Below are 18700 nucleotides of genomic sequence, written 5' to 3'. Positions count from 1 at the left end.
AGAATGGGCTTGTCGAAGCTGCTTGCGCATGCTTCAACAAGCCCATCTATCAACCCACGTGTCAGCGTGTCATAGCTTAGCGATTAGTTGGTGACTGACTGCTTGACTGGCAGGGATGTCGTAGGAACCTGGTCTTCGAAGTTTGGCAGTTCGTTGAGGTAGTTGACCACGTTGTCGAGTGGTTCAACATCGCCGAACTTGGAATCCATGTCGAAGAGGTTGTATGCAACAACACCTGGGACGCGGTCGCCAACAGCTTCTTTCACGACGATTGGGCGGAAGCCCTCCGCAATAGCATCTTCAACGGTGTGCCGGACACACGCGGTTGCGGTAACGCCGGTGACGATCAAGGTATCGATGCGGTTAGCAGTCAAGAACTGGTTCAGGTTGGTTCCGGGGAACGCGGAAGCGCGTTTCTTCTTGATGACCAGTTCACCTTCCTGCGGAGCAATGCGGGAGTCGATGTCAGCCGCGCCGGTGGAAGCATCCAGGGTTTCCAAGGGAATCTTCTGACCCCACAGGCCCATATCGGAGGCCAGGTTGTCGTCGAGAACATCATATGCGGTGGTAATGAAAATTACTGGGACACCTTTAGCCCGAGCAGCAGCATTCAGATCCTGGCAGGCTGGAATGATAGTGTCCATACCTTCACAAGAAAATGGGTGGCCGGGACGGGTCCACGCATTTGCCATATCGATGTGAATAACGGCTGGGCGAGTACCGTAGCCTACACGACGTTTGAAGCCGCGCTCTGCGTAAACTTCTTTGCCTGCCTCGAAAATTTTCTCGAGAACGGTTTCCATTTCCTGTTCAAGTGCTTCGTATTTTTCGTTAGACATTTCGACTCCTAAATTATGTGACTCGCAACACGTGGTTGCTGTGTCATCAATATAGTTGCTGGAATAGCAACTTGCAAGAGGTTGCCCAAAAGGCCATTGGAAGATCGTGCGACCTCGAGCCGGCGAGGCCGCAAGTGTGCAAGTCAGCAGGCGCTGATCAACGGGAAACATTTTCGGTTGAAGTAAGAGCATCAGAACACAGAGAAGCCTTCGACCACCATGTGGTGACCGAAGGCTTCAAGGGCTAGCTCAAAACAGGCCGAGTTTTATGTTCGCGCTTCGACGGAGGCTGTGCGCTTTTTCCGGAAGTACACCTGGCGCCGGATAATGGCCACGGTATCGCCTGTTTCGTCGGTGATAGCTACATCGAACCAGTGCAAGTATTTCTCGCCGTTCGCAGTCTTGCGCCGAATCAGCTCCCATGTTTCATCAGCAACCTGAAAGTCTGCGGTGAGTTTGCCTTTGCCAGGTTTGATGAATTGCGCTTCTGCGCCAACATCCCAGACCAGATATTCCTTGCCAAGCCCATACACTCCGGCAAACATGAAAAACGGGTCGGTCATGGACAGCATCGTGCCACCGAAGGCTGTTCCAACCAGGTTGCGGGTAAAAATGTTGGGTTTGTGCGTGACAACAGCTCGCGAAGCGTCTTCTGAGATGTACTCGGGCTTGATGCCAGCGCCCAAATACGGCGGCCAAATGCGCATGAAGCGCTGCAAAAACTTTGGGCCGATACGCATTGAGGCGTACGTCGGTATTTTGAATTTTGGTGGTTTCAAGTCTTTACTCCTGTGTAGCGTGGTTCACATTGTAGGCGATCTCTGCGTCGTTCGAGCCGTGTGCAGCAGCGGCGAAAAGTCGTTGACGCAGAGTTTTGTCAACACGCGCGGCCCCGCTTGTGGGTCGTCGCCCGGTGTGGGCGAGACGGCCGGTTTGATGCTCGGGTTGATCAATGCAAAGTGGATTATCCGGTACGCGTGGTCTTGCCGTGCCTTCGAGGTGTCGGTAGCTTCTTGCGACGACCCCTGATCGGCGTTGACTTCCTCCGTCGCGTTTTTGGCGATAGGTTTGGTCTGTCCTGGCGTGTTCGACGAATCGTTGTCAACACGGCAATGCTCAACCCAAGCAGCCCCACCGCTAGCCAAGCCGCAATCGGAAGCAGGGTTCCTGGGGCATCAAAGGTTCCGCCAGCGATAAGCGACCGTAGACCATCTACCGAATGCGTCAGTGGTAACCAGGTGTGAATCCGCTGGAGAAATTCAGGTGCCGTTTCGATGGGATAAGTACCACCTGCCGCCGATAGTTGAAGTACCACAAGCACCAGTGCAAAAAATCTGCCCGGTGGGCCGAATGCGGCAATCAGCATTTGATTGATCAGGAAGAAGGCGAGGCTGACAAAGAAACTCAGCGCATACACGCCAGCGGTGTGAGCCATGTCGATCTCAATAATAAAGCGCACAAACGTGACCATGAGGGTACTCTGCACGAAGGCCATGGCAAACACGGGAGTCATGCTGCCAAGCACGGCACGCAGAGTCGAACCGGAGCGAGCAATCAAGCGAAGATTCAAAGCCGGTCGCATCAAGAAATAACCCATTGCGCCTACCCATAAGGCCAGGCTCATGAAATAGGGTGCAAGGCCCCACCCGTAACCGGGGACTTCGTGCAGCCGTTGTTCCTTCAGTCGCACAGGATCGGAAGCACTAGAAGCCAGGTGGTCGCCTTCTTCTGTGGTATATCGTGGGACTTCGTCCCGGCCCGCATGCAGCTGAGATGCGAGATCACCAGCGCCCTGCTTGAGCTCACCGAGGCCCTCGTGCGCCTCGCCGGCGCCTGCAGCAGCCTGGTCTGCGCCGGTCGCAAGTTGACTTGTGCCGTCGTCGAGCTCAGACGCGCCTTTGGTAAGTGTCGTGAGGCCCTCGCTCAACTCGGTTGAGGCGATGGCCGAGGTACCGATTGCTTGGGACAGCTCCTCGGCCCCGTCGGCTAAGCCTGAGGTCGCTGTCGTGAGGCGGTCGGCTCCCTCGTTTATGAGCTGGCTAGCGTCGTGGGCGCGTGTTGTTCCCTCAGCGAGCAGGGTGTCGAGGTCTGCAGCATCGGTTGATAGTGACGATAAACCAGGCGATCCATTGGATCCAGTGTCCAATAGCGTCGTAACGTTCTGGGATATCGAGTCAGCACTACTTTGAAGCGAGTCGAGACTCTGCCGGGCAGAAGCTGCCTCACTAGCGAGCTGTTCCACGCCAGCTTTGCGTTGTTCTTCGGATAGAGCATCCCATTGGTCAAGTAACGCCTGGCTATCGGTGGCGACACCCTGCGTTTCGTCGGATGCACGTGTGGTCACGTCCAGCAGTTTTCCCGTTGTGCCGTCGAGTTCCTGCGCATTGGCCAGCGCGGTTTCGAGGCCAGTTGACAAACTCTCGACATGTGTCGCCGCCGTGTCGATGTTGCCGGCAACTCCATGAACGCGTTTTGCTAATTCCTGAGCATCTTCGTCAATGGCTCGAGCCCTATCGGGTAGTGGTGCCGTGGTGTCATCCAGGGTCTGGAGCCCTTCGGCGAGCTCCCCCGCGCCATCCGACGCTGTTGTCAGGCTGGTCGACAGTTGCGAAGCGCCGCCGGATAGCTTGTCGGCGCCCTGGGTGAGTGACTCGAGTCCGACGAGCAATTCTCCGGTCCCCGAATAAGCGTTTACTGTGCCATCAGCTAACTGGCCAGCGCCGTCCGAGGCCTCATCTAAGGACTCAGCAATGTTGGTGAAACCCACGGTGACTCGGGCAAGAAATTCCTCCCCCACTTTTTGCGAGGTGGTAGAGCGCACCGCTTCTCCGACGGTTGCGGCAATGTTGCCGGCAATGATGTTGGAAGCGTCATCTGAGATGATCTGGAGCTGAGACGTGGCCGCTTGCATCGCATCTTCATTAGCTAGAGAAGTTGCGGATGTCGAAAAATCTGCGGGGACGATAAGTATTGCTCTAGCGTTGCCAGCTTGGAGCGCATCGTAGGCTTCAACCTTGTCCATGGTGGTCCATGTGAAGCCGGTATCAGAGTCCAATAGCTCCTTGGTGAGATCATCACCAAGCGCTAACGTCTCGCCATTGTCGGTGGTAGCGGGGGAGTCTTCGTTGACGATTGCAGCCGACATGGTGTCGAGGGAACCGGTGGGGTCTTTGACCGACCAGACCAGCAGGCTGGCATAGATCAGTGGGATAACGGCTAGCGCCGTTAGGATGATACCCAGTTGCACTCGAGGATTGAGCCGAGACATGCACGCTCCGTTTGCGCTCAAGAATGGTACATTTACAAATGTAAGTATTACAGTTGTAAAATTACTGTGTTGTGTTAGCGAAAGTCAATTTGCTGATACATTGTGTGATCGAACGGATTTGTTGGGAGTTTGGCATGGCAGCATCGGTCTCGGACTGGGAGGAAACGGTTTCCAATCCGCGTGCAGAGCGGTCGAAAGCGGCACTAATCGCAGCAATGACGGATGCCCTTGATGCCTATGAATCCGGCACGAGTCTCAGCATTTCTGAAATTTCTCGGGCAGCGGGCGTGAGTCGACCGACGCTATACCAACATTTTGGCGATTTGCCGAATCTCATGCGTGCTGCCGCGATGGTGCGCTTGGTCGCGCTATTTGAATCGGTACCGTCTCCGGAGGTGGAAGGGGCATCGCCGTCGGTCTCTGCGGCCGTGCTCAGGGCGTTATTGGCTGAGTTAGAGCGTCGGCGCAGTTTTTACTTGGCGGTCTTGGACTCAACAGCCGGACGTGAGGTTCGTGACGATGTGATTGAATTCCTGGCGTCCAGAATCGTAGATGTCACTGCGCTGGGTCCAGCGATCCAGGATGTTGAACCGACCGAAGAAGATGTGCATGAACGTGCGACGTTTCTGGCCGCCGGGGCGTTGTGGCGAACCGAACGCTGGTTGCGCGACGACGCGGCCGAGTCTTCCGAACAATTAGCTCAGCGACTCGCCCATATGCTCGCCGCAGCGGTAGGAATTGCGGAGGCCTAAACCCCGCGATGCTCGTTGGCAAGCAAGTGCGGCTGCAGTTACTTAGCGGTCATGGTTTCAGCGGCTGCAACATCATGGGGTGTGCCGGCGGCGACAATGTGACCGCCAGTCCGCAGCGGTGAGGGCAAGTACTTCTGGCATGGAATAACCTTCGAGCTGAACCGCCGATGCCTCGGAGCGGTATCGGGTACCGCTACATCGTGGGCACACCATTTCTACATCAGCCAAAAACTGCGCGTCCAAAGATATTTGGCCACTGCCATCACATTCGGGGCATTTGAATGAGCAGGTGTTATAGGAAAAATCGCGGGCGGTGTATTTGTCGCTGGCCTTCCCAAATTCTGCTCGCAGCTGGTCGATGATGCCGGAATAGGTCGCGACCGTCGAACGGACATTGATCCCATTGGGCGAGGCGTCCACGACAACGGTTCGATCAATTTGGTCGGTAATATCTTTGACATGCTTTGGGCCTGCCCCTCATGGGCTGTGCTGCCCGAAGATGTGGACCGATGACCGACGGTTTATCGGCAGCGAGGTCTCACGGAGTTCCGGTAGCAATAATTGTGCCACCGTAGGCGCCGGCACCGGGACCGATTTCCACGACATAATTGGCGGCCTGCATCACACCAATGAGTCCTTCGATGGCGACATTGATCGTCGGTGCGGCGTATGTGCCACAGTGCGGGCATTGATGTTCGGCGAGTCGGGAGAAGATGAGCCGGAGAATATTCAAGACTTCGGTCGTCGTCCCGAAGGTGGACCGCACACCAGCGGTACCTGGGCGTTGCCGTAAAGCAAGGGCAGGCGGAATATGACTGACTGCATCGACATCAGCTCGGCCGGTTGCCGCCATACGACGACGCGTATAGGTCGACAACGCTTCTAGATAGCGACGGGAACCTTCTGCATGCAGTGTTCCCATCGCCAATGACGATTTGCCTGAACCAGAGGCCCCGACAATCCCTACCAACTTCTACGTGGGTTGGCCTGCTGAGGTTGGGTTGGTCGCTCAGCTACGTCAGTGTAGTGAACAGGTCATGAGCCGCAGGGCATAGGACTCATGACCAGCCTCGCGAGATCGTTTTACAGGTTGCCGGTGGCAATCATCAGCATGCGGCGGACAGGCTCTGCTGCACCCCACAGGAGCTGATCTCCAACCGTGAATGCCGAAATGTATTCAGGTCCCATGGACAGCTTCCGGACACGGCCAACGGGAATATCCATGGTGCCGGTAACAGCTACGGGGGTGAGCTGCTCCAAGGAAGCTTCCTTGTTGTTCGGGACGTATTTGACCCAGTCGTTGTCGTTTTCCAGCAGGTCTTCGATCTCATCCAAGGGGATGTCTTTGGTGAGTTTCAGGGTCAAGGCCTGGGAATGCGAGCGCAATGCACCGATGCGAACGGTCACGGACTCTAGGGGCATGATGTTGTCGCCGGTGCGTCCGAGGATTTTGTTGGTTTCGGCCATGCCTTTCCAGTCTTCTTTAGACATGCCGTCACCGAGATCGGCGTCGATCCAAGGGATGAGCGAACCGGCCAAGGGCACCTCGAACTGTGTGGTGTCCATACTGCCGTTGCGCTGGGCATCAATAACCTTCTTGTCCAGTTCCAAGATGGCCGAGTTGGGGTTTGCCAGGTCATCAGCCACGACGTCATGGAGTGTGCCGAAACCTTTGACCAGCTCTCGCATGTGGCGTGCGCCGCCGCCGGAGGCAGCCTGGTAGGTCATGGCTGTGCCCCACTCGACCAGACCGTTGCGAAGCAGACCGCCGAGGCCAAGGGTCATGAGTGAGACGGTGCAGTTACCACCTACGAACTGGTTGACGCCGTTCTTGAGCCCGGCATCGATTTGGTCGCGGTTGACCGGGTCTAGCACGATGATGGATTCGTCGTCCATGCGCAGGGTTGATGCTGCATCGATCCAGATGCCGTTCCATCCAGCTGCACGAAGTTTCGGGTACACCTCTGTGGTGTAGTCGCCACCCTGGGTGGTCAGAATGATGGGCAGCTTGGCCAGTGTGTCAATGTCGTGGGCATCTTGCAGGGTCTCGGAGGTATCGACACCTGCGAGCTCTGGTACCGGACCCCCGGCGTTTGAGGTGGAAAAGAATACGGGATTGATCTTGGTGAAATCGTTTTCTTCTACCATCCGTTGCATGAGCACGGAACCGACCATGCCTCGCCAGCCGACTAGACCAACTGATGGACGGGCTGCAGCATCTGCGTTCATTGGGGCCTCCGAAACGGGTTGAGTCATAAGTGTTTATTCTACATTCTGCGCAAGCGCATGTTTTTTGCGGGCGTTATATGCCCAGAGGCCAACACCAATAAAGATCTGGGTCAGCACAAGGATAAAAATAACCCCGGCGATCGTTTTCCCGGTGAGCACGAGATAGAGCCCCATGCCGGCGCAAACCAGTGCCAATAGGGGACCGGCGACGAGACCAAGGAAGGCCAACACCATCTGCCGTTGTGACACGGGGGCCGTGTTAGTTGTCTTGCTCAAGAGTTCGCTCCCATCGTTCAAACCGGTATTCGACCGAGGACTTGGACGTGTGCCAACCGTCGACTGGGTCTTGTTCGGCAAGTGTCCAAGAACCATCAAGTTCGGGGGCATACGTGTCGCCGTCAACGTCGAGGTTGAACAGGCTGCGTTCGATCACGGTGGTTACATCTATGGCCTGATCATATAGGGTGCCACCACCGACGACCCAAATCGTTGGACTGGTCTTAAGCTGAGCGGCGAGTTCCAGCCCCTTGTCCAAATCTTCAACAATATGGACGTCATCATGATGCAAGTTAGGATCGCTGGGATCTTCGCTGAAGGTTTTGGAGACAACAATTGAGATCCGCCCGGGGAGCGGTCGGACTGATTTGGGGAAAGACGACCAGGTCCGGCGGCCCATAACGAGTACTTCGCCCATGGTCACCTGCTTGAAGTGCTGGAGATCTTCGGGGACATCCCAGGGCATGCCCCCGTCTAAACCGATGACACCGTTGAGGCTTTGAGCCCAAACCATGCCGATTCGGCAGTCAGACGGCAACTGGAGCTTTGATGGTGGGGTGGTGTTGGTATTCAACGAGTTCGAAATCTTCCCATTCGTAGCTAAACAGATCTTGTGGCTTGCGGTTGAAACGTAATTGCGGGTACGGGTATGGCTGACGGCCAAGCTGCTCACGCACCTGTTCGACGTGGTTGGCGTAGATGTGCACATCACCGCCGGTCCAGACGAAGTCCCCGAGGTTGTAGCCCAGCTGGTGGGCCATCATCCTCGTCAAGAGTGCGTATTCAGCGATATTGAATGGGACCCCAAGGAACATATCGGCCGAGCGCTGATAGAGCTGGCACGAGAGTTTCCCGGGACCATCATCTTCTGGCTGGACGTGGAATTGAAACAGGGCATGGCACGCGGGGAGGGCCATTTCATCGAGTTGACCGGGGTTCCACGCTGAGACGATGTGCCGTCGTGAGCCCGGGTTTGTAGCAAGTGAATCTAGGACCTGACTGATTTGGTCGATGGACTCACCATTCGGGGTCGGCCAGGAACGCCACTGAACGCCATATACCGGGCCGAGCTCGCCGTCCTCATCGGCCCATTCATTCCAGATGCGAACCCCGCGTTCCTGAAGCCACTGCACATTTGAATCACCATTGAGGAACCAAATGAGCTCGAGGGCGGCAGATTTGAAGTGGACGCGCTTGGTCGTGATCAACGGAAAGTTCTGTGCAAGGTCGAAGCGCATTTGGCGGCCGAAGACGGAGTACGTGCCGGTGCCAGTGCGATCGCCTGTCAGGACGCCGTTTTCTAACACGTCCGCCAATAGCCGCTCATACGGGGTGTCAATACCGGTGGTGTTGTTATACATGCTTATCATTTCGTGGTCTGGCGTTGGGATTATGGGGTCGTACGCTATTTGGCGAGGAGGCCCAAATATTCGGGGTACCGGCTGAGATAGTTCTCAATGTAGGAACATTGATTGATGAACTTTTGTTCCTGGTTCTTGAGCTGTTCTAGTACAAGCGTGGTCAGGGCGCGTGCATATCCCTGACGGCCGTATTCTTCGGCAACAATAGTATGTTGCAACACATAAACGTTATCGGCTTCGTCGTGCATCCGGTATCCGATAAACCCGATGAATGAGGACTCACCAGATTCAGGATGGTCTTGGTATAGTTCAAACCGGTCTTTTGCGGACGCGTCCACGAGCCGAAGATTTGTGTGCACGATCTTTTCTGGCTGCCCGCCCAGCGATGTAATCATATTCTCACCCTACCAACCCGATGGTGGCCCTGATAGGTGCAACCGGTTGCACTAATGAACGTTGGGCTCGTAGCGTTCCACCGACACGATCTTCCCGGAAAGATGGGTGGCACGATGAACCACCAGGATTGAGCCAGGGGAGAGGTTTGCTTTCTTCTTCGTATAGACGTCTTTGGGATTCACGACGGCATACCGGTCTTCGCGGACCCACGACTTGATCTCCTTGAGGATCCGCTTCGTGACCGAGGGCTGGGCACATACGAGAGTTGGTTCGTGGCGTTTAAACTCCGTTCGCAAACGTTTGGCCATAAATTTTGGATGGGCCTTGACCGTTCTGAGGTTTACCCATTTCTTGTTGCGAACTGCGCCGCCGTGTTTCTTGACGAACGGTGCGATAGTTTCCAAAGAACGCGTATATTTTGACGTCACGATCCGGGCAGGCGCCCAGCTGCGCAGTAATTTTGAAACCGCCTTCGCCTGGGTATATCCGGAATCAGCCAGTGGTCGGTCGACTTCGTCTTTAGTCCAAGACTCTGCGGGGATCGCTTTGGCTTGTCGCAGCACAATGAACGGAATCGTGGCGAGGTGATGGGCTTCGAAGGCTTCGGCTAAAACTTTGAGCGGCTTCTTATCGAGTTTCTTGGTGAGAAGTTTCTTGGCTTCTTCAACGGTTGCCCAGCGGGTTTCATCAACTTCGTTGGCATCCGGTTTTGGCCGTTGGTCTATGACTCGTGCTGCCCAGTACCAAACCTCTTTGCGGTTATTGCCGTTTGAGGTTTTGTAACGGATCACACCCAGCGGAATACCAAGGGTGAGGCGTAACCCCACTTCTTCTTTGGTTTCCCGCCAAGCTGTTTCGGGCAGTGTCTCGTGAGGATCCAACCGTCCCTTGGGCCAGGACCAATCGTTGTATTGGGGACGGTGGATGAGCAGTACTTGAAGTTGGCCAGCTTTAATCCGCCACGGGACGGTACCTGCGGCTACGATCTTGGCGTTGGTACCTTGATCATTAGTGGCCGCTGTGACGCGTGCGGTGGTGAGTTTGCCAATGCGTTTTGCCGGGCGCATGTACGTTCCTAGCTATTCGAGGAAAACATGACATCGGTGTTTTCAATACCGAAGCCCAGGGAAGTATACAGGTTGACTGCAGGTCGATTCTCGTCGTCAACGTAGAGCACGATTTTTTCCAGTCCAGCCGAGGCCAGATGATTCATACCGCGGATCGTGAGTGCTTTGCCAAGCCCAGTGCCCTGGGTGCTTGGATGAACCCCCACCGCATAGACCTCACCGGCCGCCGAGCCTACCGGCGTCTTCGTCCAATGAAACCCCACCATGGTGCCGGCTGCGTCCTCGGCAACAAAAAAGCCCGCTGGATCAAACCAATCCTCTGCTTTGCGTGCATCTAGATCTGCTTGGGTTAGTTGACCCTGTTCAGGATGATCTGCAAAAGCGGTCGCATTCAGCGCCAACCAGTCGGCGTCATCCTCGCCGGGGATAAAGGTGCGAATCGTATACGCGTCATTGAGCTTGACCTCCCCGAAAGACTCGCGGTCAATTTCTAACGCCATGCGATACAAAATACGTGCCGGTTCTAGCCCGATCGAAGTCGCAAGTCCACGCGCAGCTGGATGGTCTCCGTGCGTCCATGCGGTCATGTTTTGATCATCGAGAGCGTGGTCAATCACGAGTTGTTGGGTGGCGTCCACGAGTGCTCGGCCGAGACCGTTGCCACGAGCTTCGGGAGCAACTACAAGCTCGACCAAAATAGGCTGCTCTGCATCAGTCGGTATGACAACGGCTGACGCGCCGGTCAGTTCTTGTTCACCGGTCGTTACCAACCATGCATTGCCGGCTCGGAGTTCAACCCAGGTCTGATCGCCAAACGGTTCGTTGTGATCGACCGCAACGGAGGAATCTGCAAGTTTGCGAAGCTGAGAAAGCTGACTGACGGTTTCGGACGGGGCAAGCACACGCAAATGAGTCATGCCCCCACAATAACGGTTCCGGTCAAATCTCGGGCCGAAACTGTCTTCCAGCCAAGATGTGGAGCACTGACGTGACATGATAGAGGGGTGCGTAGAACAATCTCAGTCTTCACCACGGTCTCTGCAGCCACAATCTTGGCAGTATTGACCGCGTTTTTGCCCAACCTGCCTGCCCTAACCGGCCCTTTGGTCGTCTCTGCGCTGGTGATTGTCTTCGCATTGACATGGCCCGTCCTGTGTACTGCAGGCACACGATTGGGTGTTTCGGCAATATTGGGAGCTACCGGCTTAGCGGCTGTTTGGTCTGTGTCCTTCTTGCCCGCCCACGCAGATTTCTCATCGGCGCCGACGGAACTATGGCTGGCACCGATCGGCGGGGCAGGCGCATTGGGCATCCTGGCAATGTTTGTTGTCCAAACCTTCACCCTGCCAGGCGGGGTTCATCGCATCATGACCACCGCGATGTTGTCGATGGGAGCCGTCGTTGTCGCTACGGTCGGGGGATGGGCACTGTTGCTGCGCAATAAGTATGAAGTCGCAGACGGCGTATTAGGAGTCGAGCGGATCACCGGGTTGACCTGGTTGATGCTCACCATCCTTGCTGCTGTGGCGGCTGCTAGCTTGGCAACCCTGCTGAAGACGAGGCTGCGAGTGCGGATGGTTGCCATCGTGGTGATCGCAACCCTTGTTGCCGTAGCTCTGCAATTTCTGCGCCCCGGCCCACTGTCGGTGCCAGCGGTCCTCGCTGGGATCATCGCTGCGTTGACGGTCGCGTTGACCGAGAGTTTTGCTGATACCCGTGAGCTCCCAGCGGCGGCACGTCAGCATCCAGCAAGTGCTGTTGCCGTGGGCACAGGTACAACGATTGTCAGTGGAATGATCGGTTACTTCGTTATCCATGTTTTGCCCTGGTAATAATCCGTGGCACTGACTCGTCAGTGCCGAACTTTGTGAGTAAACTAAGTGCCATGTCTGTTGTAGCTTTAGAAATCTTCTTTACTGTCCTCGTTGGCCTGGCCGGCGTGGGCATGGCCCTGTTCGCACTGCTGGTCATCCGGAACCTCTACAAAGGTCAACGCTAAATACTCCGGTGGCTACTGAACTTCCATACGATCTCCTCCCGGAACTCGCACCACTTTCCTGGTTAATCGGTTCCTGGGAGGGACAAGGCCGCCTCGGCGCTGGCGAAGAAGGCACAGAGATCTTCTACCAGCGCGTTGATATTGCTGAAACGGGACTGCCGTTTCTGGAGTACCGCGCCGAAACCTGGCTTTCGGAAGAAGACGGTACCTTGATCCGTCCGCTGACCTTCGAATCCGGGTATTGGGCGCTTGACAGAGATCGCCATACCGCCGACGTTGGTCCAGGCATGTCGCCGGCTGATGTTGTGCCGGCATACCGTTCTGCTGAAGACGTCGAGCAGCTACGCAAGAACGAAACAGATTTTCCCATCACCGCCACCATTACCCACCCGGGCTCAATGTCTGAGCTGTACTACGGGATAGTGCGCGGCCCACAGATCCAGTTGAAAGCCGATGCCGTTCTGCAGGGGACCCTGAGCGGCCAGTACCATTCAGCCAACCGCATTTACGGTTTAGTCAATGGACAAATGTTCTGGCGCTGGGATGTCGTCACCGCAGAAGGTGAAGAACCCCAACCGCACGCTTCTGGGATCCTAGATAAAATGCCATCCGAAAATGATGGCCGCCTCCCACCGGGCAAACCCCATTTGCCCGGCAAACATGAAACGTGAGTGTTAATGCTTGACGTAACGCACATCGAATACATACCCAAAACCTCACCGCTGCTCTGCGGTGAACATGCCATTCACGGTGCAGTTGCGGCAGATTCGTATGATCAATACGTTGCCGGCCATTACGGTCACCCGGTTCAAGAGCAACGGGCACTGGCCAACGGTAAAGCAGTAGTTGATCTCTCGCATTACGGCATAGTCACCATTACCGGTTCAGACCGCCTGTCATGGTTGCAGACGCTGACCACTCAGCAATCGCAAGGCCTAAACGCACCGTTTAGCAGCGAAGCACTCTTTTTGGACCTGCGAGGCCGCGTCGAAATCGCCACGAAAATTTATGAAGATGGCGAAACAACCTACCTGTTGACCGAGCCGACCATGAACGCGACCCTGGTCGATTGGCTTACTCGGATGCAGTTTGCTGCCCGAGTCGAAGTGACGGATCGTACCGGCGAACTCGCACTTATCGGAGCCACCGAAGCTGTACCGGGACTATCGGATTCTGTTTGGGTCGACCCATGGCCAGGCATTTCGCCCGGGGGATACGCGTACACCGAGGATCCAGCTGATCATCCGGCCATCCACGAGGATTACGCCTGGCGGCTCTACATCATTGATTCGGAGAAATTAGTAGAGACTATCGAGGGTCTTCCTGACGATTTCCGTATTGCCGGGACGATGGCGTCCGAGGCGCTGCGCGTAGCAGCAGGCCGACCACGTCAACTCTTCGATACCGATGAACGCTCCATACCGCACGAGCTGGACTGGCTTCGCACCGCAGTTCACCTGGAAAAGGGCTGCTATAAGGGACAGGAAACGGTAGCACGCGTCCATAACCTAGGGCATCCACCACGCCGTCTTGTCGGTCTCATGATTGATGGATCCGTCCACGGCCTGCCCGAGGTCGGGGCAGAGATCATCGTCCGTCCCGAAACTGATGATGAAGCCGCTATGACGTCTGCACGATCTGTTGGCACACTCAAGTCCGTGGCCATGCACCATGAGATGGGTGCCATTGGTACTGCCATGATTCGTCGCAACACTAAACCGGATGCGGAACTGATCATTCGCGAGGTGCCACCGCAAGATGCTGCTGAACAAGAGAAGCCAAACTTCACTGCAGCGTCACAGGAGATTCTCACTTCACCAAGTGCAGGCAAGGTTGTGGGGCGTGTCCAAGGCCTCACCGACCTACGACGTCGCTAAGTAAACGTGACGCTGGTTCGAAGCCCAGAAAGGACGAAACCAACGTCTGCGGCCATTTTTTCCCCGATGTCATCGCCCAAGGGTAATACCCACTGAGGGATGAGCCCATCGAACATACATTCTTCAGCAACGCGCGCCAGTGTGAAAGTGCCGTATCCGTTGGCGCGCTGAGCCGCGGCCACGAGTACTGCCAGGTGACCGATCGAGGCTGAAAAAACATCATACCCTGCGCCAGCTATTGGCGGGGCAGGGTTTTCGAAAGTCGAAATTGTAAAATAATGATCCATGGACTCAAGCGAGAGTACCGCAGTGTCATCCGGTGGGCATGCACGAGCTAAGCGTTGGGCGTTGCGCCTCGTCGACGTGATATTCAGCTGGGCATCATCGTAAATCGGAATATCCTCGGCATAGAAAATGGCCTCTTCTCCATGAGAACGAGCATGGGCTTCGTAGCCGACTTCCAGCATGCTCGACTCAAGAGCTAAGACTTCATTTGGAATCTGACGCGCACTATCGAGAAACCACTGTGGCCCATAGAGCAGCGACACATCGAACAGTTGGAGGAACGTTGCGGTTTGCGGATCCCAGCCTTCACCCCGAGATTCGCCGGCGACCTCAAGACGAGAGAAGGGATCCAGTGATTCATTGGCCCGGTAAAACTCAGCTACATCCACACCCAAGGAACGAGCCCAGGCTGCGAGTATGACATCTTGGTTTGATTTCGACAGACCAGGAAAACTACGGGCATCTCTGAACAATAGTGCCTCCTAGCAGTCGAACCAGGCACGCGCCTGGACAACGTAGTGAATATTGTCCATATCTTAGCTGGCGCTTCCCGCGTTGTAACAGCCTTGCGATGCCCGGTTTTGCAACGACAGACGCAGGTCAAGCTTCAACCTCCTCAGTCTCCGTGACAGTTAGGAATCAAAGTGTTGACGCTCACCTTTGCCTAGCCTAGAGTGCGAATATCGTGATATATCTCATAACATCATTTCAATATATCAGCCATCACTCAACACAGAAGGTTTCACATGGGAAAAACAACACGAAGAAAGAAGACGCACCTGTTTTCTACGGAGCGATCTAGCGTTTTGCGTGTGCTGACATACGGTGGCGCTATTATGGCGTTTCTTATTGGATCGGGATTCGCCACCGGTCAGGAAATTATGCAGTACTATGCGTCCTACGGTTTCTGGGGTCTCTTTGGGACCGGGCTCATCGTCTTGGCGCTCATTAGCTTTGTTTCCGTGCAGTTTCTTACTGTGGGGCGCCGCCACCAGTTTGAAAAGCCCTCACAGATTTTTGAATACTATGCCGGAAAGTATGTCGGAAAGTTCTTCGATTATTTTTCGATCCTGTTTGTGTTTTTGTCGTTTACGGTGATGGTCGCGGGAGCGGGAGCCGTATTTGACGAACACTATAATTTGCCAAGTTGGGTGGGTGGCTTCGGTCTCACGATTTTGGTAGCCATCACCGTGCTGTTTGGCCTGAATTCCCTGGTTGATGTCATCGGTAAAATCGGCCCGATCATCGTTGTTGTGGCTATCGGTCTGGGTGTCGTGGGTATTCTGAACGCAGAGACCGGCCTATTGGCTGGTCATAACATGGTAGGCGATCTCGACGTTCAGCAGGCCTCGAATCATTGGATCGTGGCTGGGTTGAGCTATGTGGGCTTCTGCATGCTTTGGTTGGCGGCATTCCTGACCGCTCTTGGTAAGACTGTGCCGACTCATCGTGAAGCTCGTGCCGGAGGTATTGTTGGCGGTGTGATCTTCTCACTGGCCTGCATCGTGGTTGGTATGGGCTTATTGGCGAACATCGATCGCGTAGCAGGAATGCAGATTCCGATGCTGGTGCTGGCTGGAGACATCGCACCATTCGTCGCTTCGTTGATTTCCTTGATGATCTTGGCGGGTATCTACACCACAGCCATTCCTTTGCTGTGGACTGTTTCGTCACGGTTTTTCCCAGACGGTACGCAGAAGTACAAAGTCCTGACAATCGTGCTGGCATTGTTGGGTACAGTGGTCGGTCTCTGGTTGCCGTTTGATGAGATGGTCAATATTGTCTACGTACTCAATGGCTATGTTGGTGCGGTCCTGCTGGGCATCATGATTGTTGTGACGATTTGGCGGGCTAGCACAAAACGTCGCAAGGCAGAGGGTGAACCGACGAAAGCCGCAACGTCAAGCTCATCAGAGGCTCGCTAAGCTAGCAAAACAAGTCAGCGGTCCATTCGGTGTATATGCCGAATGGGCCGCTTTTGCCTCATACGCGGGGTACTGTCCGTCTCAGTCGTTGCGCAGCACGGCGGAAAGGAATTGTTGGGTTCGCTCGTTGCTCGGGTTGGTGAAGATAGTCTCGGCATCGTCGGTTTCGATGATTTTGCCCCCGTCCAGCATCATCACTCGATGCGACACGTCCCGGGCGAAACTCATCTCGTGGGTCACGATCAACATCGTGACATTTGTTGTTGCGGCTACGTCCCGGAGGACTTGCAATACGTCCCCGACAACTTCTGGGTCGAGCGCAGAAGTCACTTCATCCAGCAAAAGGATTTCAGGATCCATAGCCAATGCGCGCGCGATCGCGACACGCTGCTGCTGTCCACCAGACAGGGAGGTGGGATGTGCATCGACTTTATCGGGCAATCCTACTTGCGCTAGTAGTTCATGTGCCCGCTCGGTGGCGTCGGCTTTGGATTTTCCAAGCACGTGTACCGGCGCCTCAATCATGTTCTCTATGACCGTCATATTCGGAAAGAGGTTGAAGTGCTGGAATACCATTCCGATGCGGGTGCGGAGCTGTTTTTGGTCACGTTTTGAGACGGGGACCCGTTTTCCGCCGCGCTGCTCGTAGGCTAGCGGCTTGCCATCAATGAAGACGTAGCCCCCAGTGAGCTCTTCGAGAGTCATCACGAGGCGCAGGACTGTGGTCTTCCCCGAACCTGAGGGGCCGATGAGCGTGACGCGCTCGCCACGTTCGATAGTAAAGCTCAGATCTTTGAGGACCGTCTTGTCGCCGTATCGTTTTTCGACATCCTGAAATTCGATAACGTGTTGCATGTGCTGGTGCTCAGTGTTTGTAGGCAAGTCGTTTTTCCAATCGATTGACGAGGACGGCGGTGAGATAGCTGGCGACCAAGAAGATCAGGCCGGCGATGGTAATGGTCTCGATGTAGCGGTATGTGAAGCCACCAATTTCCAAGGCGGTGGTCACCATTTCCATCACAGAGATCGCGATCAAAAAGGGTGTATCTTTGAACATCGAGATCGCGTAGTTTCCGAGCGATGGCACCGTGGAACGCAGCGCTTGCGGGATGATCACCCGGCTCCATACGCGAGTGGCTGGCATTGAAAGCGCCGTCGTGGCTTCCCACTGGCCGGTAGGTACAGAATCAATACCCGCGCGGTAGACCTCCGACATATACGTGGAGTAGTGCACACCGTAGACCAGCAAGGCAATGGTCATGGGCTCCATCCAGACAAAGCCGTAGAACACTACGAGCAGTTGAACAACGATCGGTGTCATCCGGATAAAGTTTGCAACCCAGGTGATAAACCACGCCAGCGGCCGGGGCAAAACCCGTATGAGGATGGCGATTGCCAGTCCAAGAACAACAGCTATTAGCGTGCCGACAACAGTGACGAGCAAGGTCACCTGGATAAAGGACCGCAGCATTTCCGGCAGGACTTCCCAAGCGAAGTCCCAACGCCAGAAACTGGTGGTGTCATCAATGTCAGGTGTATCGACGGTTCCTGTGACCTTGGAAGTTAGCATTGCGAAAATAGTCATCGGGACCCTCCCGTCACATGGGGCTTCGGTGTCTCGTCAGCAACGGATGGCTTCGGAGGCATCGGTGAGAGGATTTCTTTGAGGCTAGGGCCTCGTCCGAGCCGGTGCTTTGCACGGACTTCCAACAGCCGCATCAGTTGGGTCAGGGCTAATGCAATGAGGAAATATACAACGAGTCCGACCACGGCGAGCGCAAAGAACCAATCGGTCGTACGCCGAAGTTGGAGAAGTTCGAAGGTAAATTCGCTCATGCCGATGATGTAGACGATCGAGCTACCTTTGAGTAGATGTACCCAGAGGTTAGTCAAGGAGGGCAACATCAGGGCCCATGCCTGGGGAAAGATAACCCGGCGAATCTTATGTTGCCATGACATAGACAGTGCGATGGTGGCTTCCCACTGACTCTGGGGCACGGAGGTCATAGAGGCTCGGACCGCCTCAGCGCCATAGGCACCATAATTTAGGGTTAGCGCAAAAATGCCGACAAGCATCGCATCGAGGCTGGGACCGAAGAGGGGAAGTACGTAAAACAGCCACATGAGTTGCACGAGGAGTGAGGTGCCACGAAAGAATTCGACGATGATCCGCGCGGGGAAGCGGAGGAGCTTTTTTGTGCTGCCTGCCATCAAGCCGAGGACCACAGCAACAATGAAGGCTAGTATTCCGCTGACGATCGTTAGCTGCAGTGTGAGTAGCAGGCCTTCCCAGAGGCGAGAGGCGTGCATGGAGAGTGCATCGAGATAGTCCACGAGAGGTCTCCAATTCCTTTTGCTATGAAAAGAGCGGCTCCGCCCGGCCGGTTGATTGGCCGGACGGAGCCGTCAGGGAAATGGGAAGGATG

The 18700-nt window shown here is 55.3% G+C and carries 21 protein-coding genes; 5 read left to right on the top strand and 16 right to left on the bottom strand.

The genetic code is table 11. The features are described 5' to 3' along the window. Positions 1-83 precede the first annotated feature (83 nt). The 3 genes from G583_RS0112095 to G583_RS0112085 form a co-directional block, all read right to left on the bottom strand. A complete protein-coding gene (locus tag G583_RS0112095) occupies positions 84-839 on the bottom strand; it encodes an isochorismatase family protein (protein WP_022871444.1) in 756 nt (251 codons plus the stop codon). Between the two features lie 266 nt (positions 840-1105). Beyond that, complete coding sequence (locus tag G583_RS0112090) at positions 1106-1618, bottom strand: DUF4442 domain-containing protein (RefSeq protein ID WP_022871443.1); 513 nt, start codon at positions 1616-1618, stop codon at positions 1106-1108. Positions 1619-1803: 185 nt separating this feature from the next. Continuing rightward, entirely contained in the window at positions 1804-4107 is a 2304-nt protein-coding gene (locus G583_RS0112085; protein WP_022871442.1) for a YhgE/Pip domain-containing protein, read from the bottom strand. A gap of 134 nt (positions 4108-4241) precedes the next feature. Here G583_RS0112085 and G583_RS0112080 point away from each other — a divergent pair, with 134 nt between their 5' ends. Continuing rightward, positions 4242-4859 carry a TetR/AcrR family transcriptional regulator gene (locus tag G583_RS0112080; RefSeq protein ID WP_022871441.1) on the top strand — a complete coding sequence of 206 codons (618 nt, stop codon included), beginning with the start codon at positions 4242-4244 and terminating at the stop codon, positions 4857-4859. Between the two features lie 72 nt (positions 4860-4931). Here the strand turns inward: G583_RS0112080 and G583_RS16755 are convergent, their stop codons facing one another. The 9 genes from G583_RS16755 to mshD all read right to left on the bottom strand — a co-directional run bounded on the left by G583_RS16755 (position 4932) and on the right by mshD (position 11105). Beyond that, entirely contained in the window at positions 4932-5279 is a 348-nt protein-coding gene (locus tag G583_RS16755) for a hypothetical protein (protein WP_156832115.1), read from the bottom strand. 118 nt (positions 5280-5397) lie between these two features. Continuing rightward, entirely contained in the window at positions 5398-5781 is a 384-nt protein-coding gene (locus tag G583_RS0112075; RefSeq protein ID WP_022871440.1) for a P-loop NTPase family protein, read from the bottom strand. Positions 5782-5942: 161 nt separating this feature from the next. After that, positions 5943-7115: an aspartate-semialdehyde dehydrogenase gene (asd, locus tag G583_RS0112070; protein WP_407635170.1), complete on the bottom strand. Its 1173-nt coding sequence runs from the start codon at positions 7113-7115 to the stop codon at positions 5943-5945. 6 nt (positions 7116-7121) lie between these two features. After that, on the bottom strand, positions 7122-7364 hold the full coding sequence (locus tag G583_RS0112065) for an NF038396 family protein (RefSeq protein ID WP_245540628.1): 243 nt from the start codon (positions 7362-7364) through the stop codon (positions 7122-7124). After that, positions 7348-7878 carry a dihydrofolate reductase gene (locus G583_RS0112060; RefSeq protein WP_051129725.1) on the bottom strand — a complete coding sequence of 177 codons (531 nt, stop codon included), beginning with the start codon at positions 7876-7878 and terminating at the stop codon, positions 7348-7350. Before G583_RS0112060 ends, G583_RS0112065 begins: the two co-directional genes overlap by 17 nt. A gap of 13 nt (positions 7879-7891) precedes the next feature. Then, positions 7892-8725 (bottom strand): thymidylate synthase, encoded by an 834-nt coding sequence (locus tag G583_RS0112055; RefSeq protein ID WP_022871436.1) that lies wholly within the window; start codon positions 8723-8725, stop codon positions 7892-7894. Positions 8726-8769: 44 nt separating this feature from the next. After that, entirely contained in the window at positions 8770-9120 is a 351-nt protein-coding gene (locus tag G583_RS0112050) for a GNAT family N-acetyltransferase (RefSeq protein ID WP_022871435.1), read from the bottom strand. Positions 9121-9171: 51 nt separating this feature from the next. Beyond that, complete coding sequence (locus G583_RS0112045; protein ID WP_022871434.1) at positions 9172-10188, bottom strand: NUDIX domain-containing protein; 1017 nt, start codon at positions 10186-10188, stop codon at positions 9172-9174. Between the two features lie 8 nt (positions 10189-10196). Then, positions 10197-11105 (bottom strand): mycothiol synthase, encoded by a 909-nt coding sequence (mshD, locus tag G583_RS0112040; protein ID WP_022871433.1) that lies wholly within the window; start codon positions 11103-11105, stop codon positions 10197-10199. A gap of 87 nt (positions 11106-11192) precedes the next feature. Here mshD and G583_RS0112035 point away from each other — a divergent pair, with 87 nt between their 5' ends. The 3 genes from G583_RS0112035 (at position 11193) to ygfZ (ending at position 14064) form a co-directional block, all read left to right on the top strand. Next, complete coding sequence (locus tag G583_RS0112035; RefSeq protein ID WP_022871432.1) at positions 11193-12020, top strand: hypothetical protein; 828 nt, start codon at positions 11193-11195, stop codon at positions 12018-12020. Between the two features lie 175 nt (positions 12021-12195). Continuing rightward, on the top strand, positions 12196-12858 hold the full coding sequence (locus G583_RS0112025) for a nitrobindin family protein (RefSeq protein ID WP_022871430.1): 663 nt from the start codon (positions 12196-12198) through the stop codon (positions 12856-12858). A gap of 6 nt (positions 12859-12864) precedes the next feature. Next, positions 12865-14064 carry a CAF17-like 4Fe-4S cluster assembly/insertion protein YgfZ gene (gene ygfZ / locus G583_RS0112020; protein WP_051129724.1) on the top strand — a complete coding sequence of 400 codons (1200 nt, stop codon included), beginning with the start codon at positions 12865-12867 and terminating at the stop codon, positions 14062-14064. On the opposite strand, the gene G583_RS0112015 is transcribed toward ygfZ, so the two are convergent. After that, positions 14061-14822, bottom strand: coding sequence for a hypothetical protein (locus G583_RS0112015; protein ID WP_022871428.1), 762 nt, complete (start codon positions 14820-14822; stop codon positions 14061-14063). The two genes, ygfZ and G583_RS0112015, sit on opposite strands and share 4 nt — an antisense overlap. A 273-nt stretch (positions 14823-15095) precedes the next feature. On the opposite strand from G583_RS0112015, the gene G583_RS15885 reads away from it, so the two are divergent. Beyond that, on the top strand, positions 15096-16274 hold the full coding sequence (locus G583_RS15885) for a YkvI family membrane protein (RefSeq protein WP_022871427.1): 1179 nt from the start codon (positions 15096-15098) through the stop codon (positions 16272-16274). Positions 16275-16355: 81 nt separating this feature from the next. Here G583_RS15885 and G583_RS0112005 read toward each other — a convergent pair whose 3' ends face one another. The 3 genes from G583_RS0112005 to G583_RS15880 are packed head-to-tail and all read right to left on the bottom strand — an operon-like array spanning position 16356 to position 18608. Beyond that, positions 16356-17129, bottom strand: a complete 774-nt coding sequence (locus tag G583_RS0112005) for an amino acid ABC transporter ATP-binding protein (RefSeq protein ID WP_022871426.1) — start codon at positions 17127-17129, stop codon at positions 16356-16358. 10 nt (positions 17130-17139) lie between these two features. Next, a complete protein-coding gene (gene ehuD / locus G583_RS0112000; protein ID WP_022871425.1) occupies positions 17140-17859 on the bottom strand; it encodes an ectoine/hydroxyectoine ABC transporter permease subunit EhuD in 720 nt (239 codons plus the stop codon). Next, on the bottom strand, positions 17856-18608 hold the full coding sequence (locus tag G583_RS15880) for an amino acid ABC transporter permease (protein ID WP_022871424.1): 753 nt from the start codon (positions 18606-18608) through the stop codon (positions 17856-17858). Before G583_RS15880 ends, ehuD begins: the two co-directional genes overlap by 4 nt. Positions 18609-18700 lie beyond the last annotated feature (92 nt).

Origin of the sequence: Yaniella halotolerans DSM 15476, assembly GCF_000420805.1 — a bacterium.
GTDB lineage: Bacteria > Actinomycetota > Actinomycetes > Actinomycetales > Micrococcaceae > Yaniella > Yaniella halotolerans.
Note: the sequence above shows the minus strand (reverse complement) of the source record. Positions and strands in the feature narration are given on the sequence as shown.

Excerpts from the sequence above, each read along its gene's own strand:
- G583_RS0112080 (WP_022871441.1), top strand. The coding sequence starts at position 4,242 with ATGGCAGCATCGGTCTCGGACTGGGAGGAAACGGTTTCCAATCCGCGT.
- G583_RS15885 (WP_022871427.1), top strand. The coding sequence starts at position 15,096 with ATGGGAAAAACAACACGAAGAAAGAAGACGCACCTGTTTTCTACGGAG.
- G583_RS0112045 (WP_022871434.1), bottom strand. The coding sequence starts at position 10,188 with ATGCGCCCGGCAAAACGCATTGGCAAACTCACCACCGCACGCGTCACA.
- G583_RS0112075 (WP_022871440.1), bottom strand. The coding sequence starts at position 5,781 with ATGGGAACACTGCATGCAGAAGGTTCCCGTCGCTATCTAGAAGCGTTG.
- asd (WP_407635170.1), bottom strand. The coding sequence starts at position 7,115 with ATGACTCAACCCGTTTCGGAGGCCCCAATGAACGCAGATGCTGCAGCC.
- G583_RS0112095 (WP_022871444.1), bottom strand. The coding sequence starts at position 839 with ATGTCTAACGAAAAATACGAAGCACTTGAACAGGAAATGGAAACCGTT.
- G583_RS0112060 (WP_051129725.1), bottom strand. The coding sequence starts at position 7,878 with ATGGTTTGGGCTCAAAGCCTCAACGGTGTCATCGGTTTAGACGGGGGC.
- mshD (WP_022871433.1), bottom strand. The coding sequence starts at position 11,105 with ATGACTCATTTGCGTGTGCTTGCCCCGTCCGAAACCGTCAGTCAGCTT.
- G583_RS0112055 (WP_022871436.1), bottom strand. The coding sequence starts at position 8,725 with ATGTATAACAACACCACCGGTATTGACACCCCGTATGAGCGGCTATTG.
- ehuD (WP_022871425.1), bottom strand. The coding sequence starts at position 17,859 with ATGACTATTTTCGCAATGCTAACTTCCAAGGTCACAGGAACCGTCGAT.
- ygfZ (WP_051129724.1), top strand. The coding sequence starts at position 12,865 with ATGCTTGACGTAACGCACATCGAATACATACCCAAAACCTCACCGCTG.
- G583_RS0112085 (WP_022871442.1), bottom strand. The coding sequence starts at position 4,107 with ATGTCTCGGCTCAATCCTCGAGTGCAACTGGGTATCATCCTAACGGCG.
- G583_RS0112005 (WP_022871426.1), bottom strand. The coding sequence starts at position 17,129 with ATGCAACACGTTATCGAATTTCAGGATGTCGAAAAACGATACGGCGAC.
- G583_RS0112050 (WP_022871435.1), bottom strand. The coding sequence starts at position 9,120 with ATGATTACATCGCTGGGCGGGCAGCCAGAAAAGATCGTGCACACAAAT.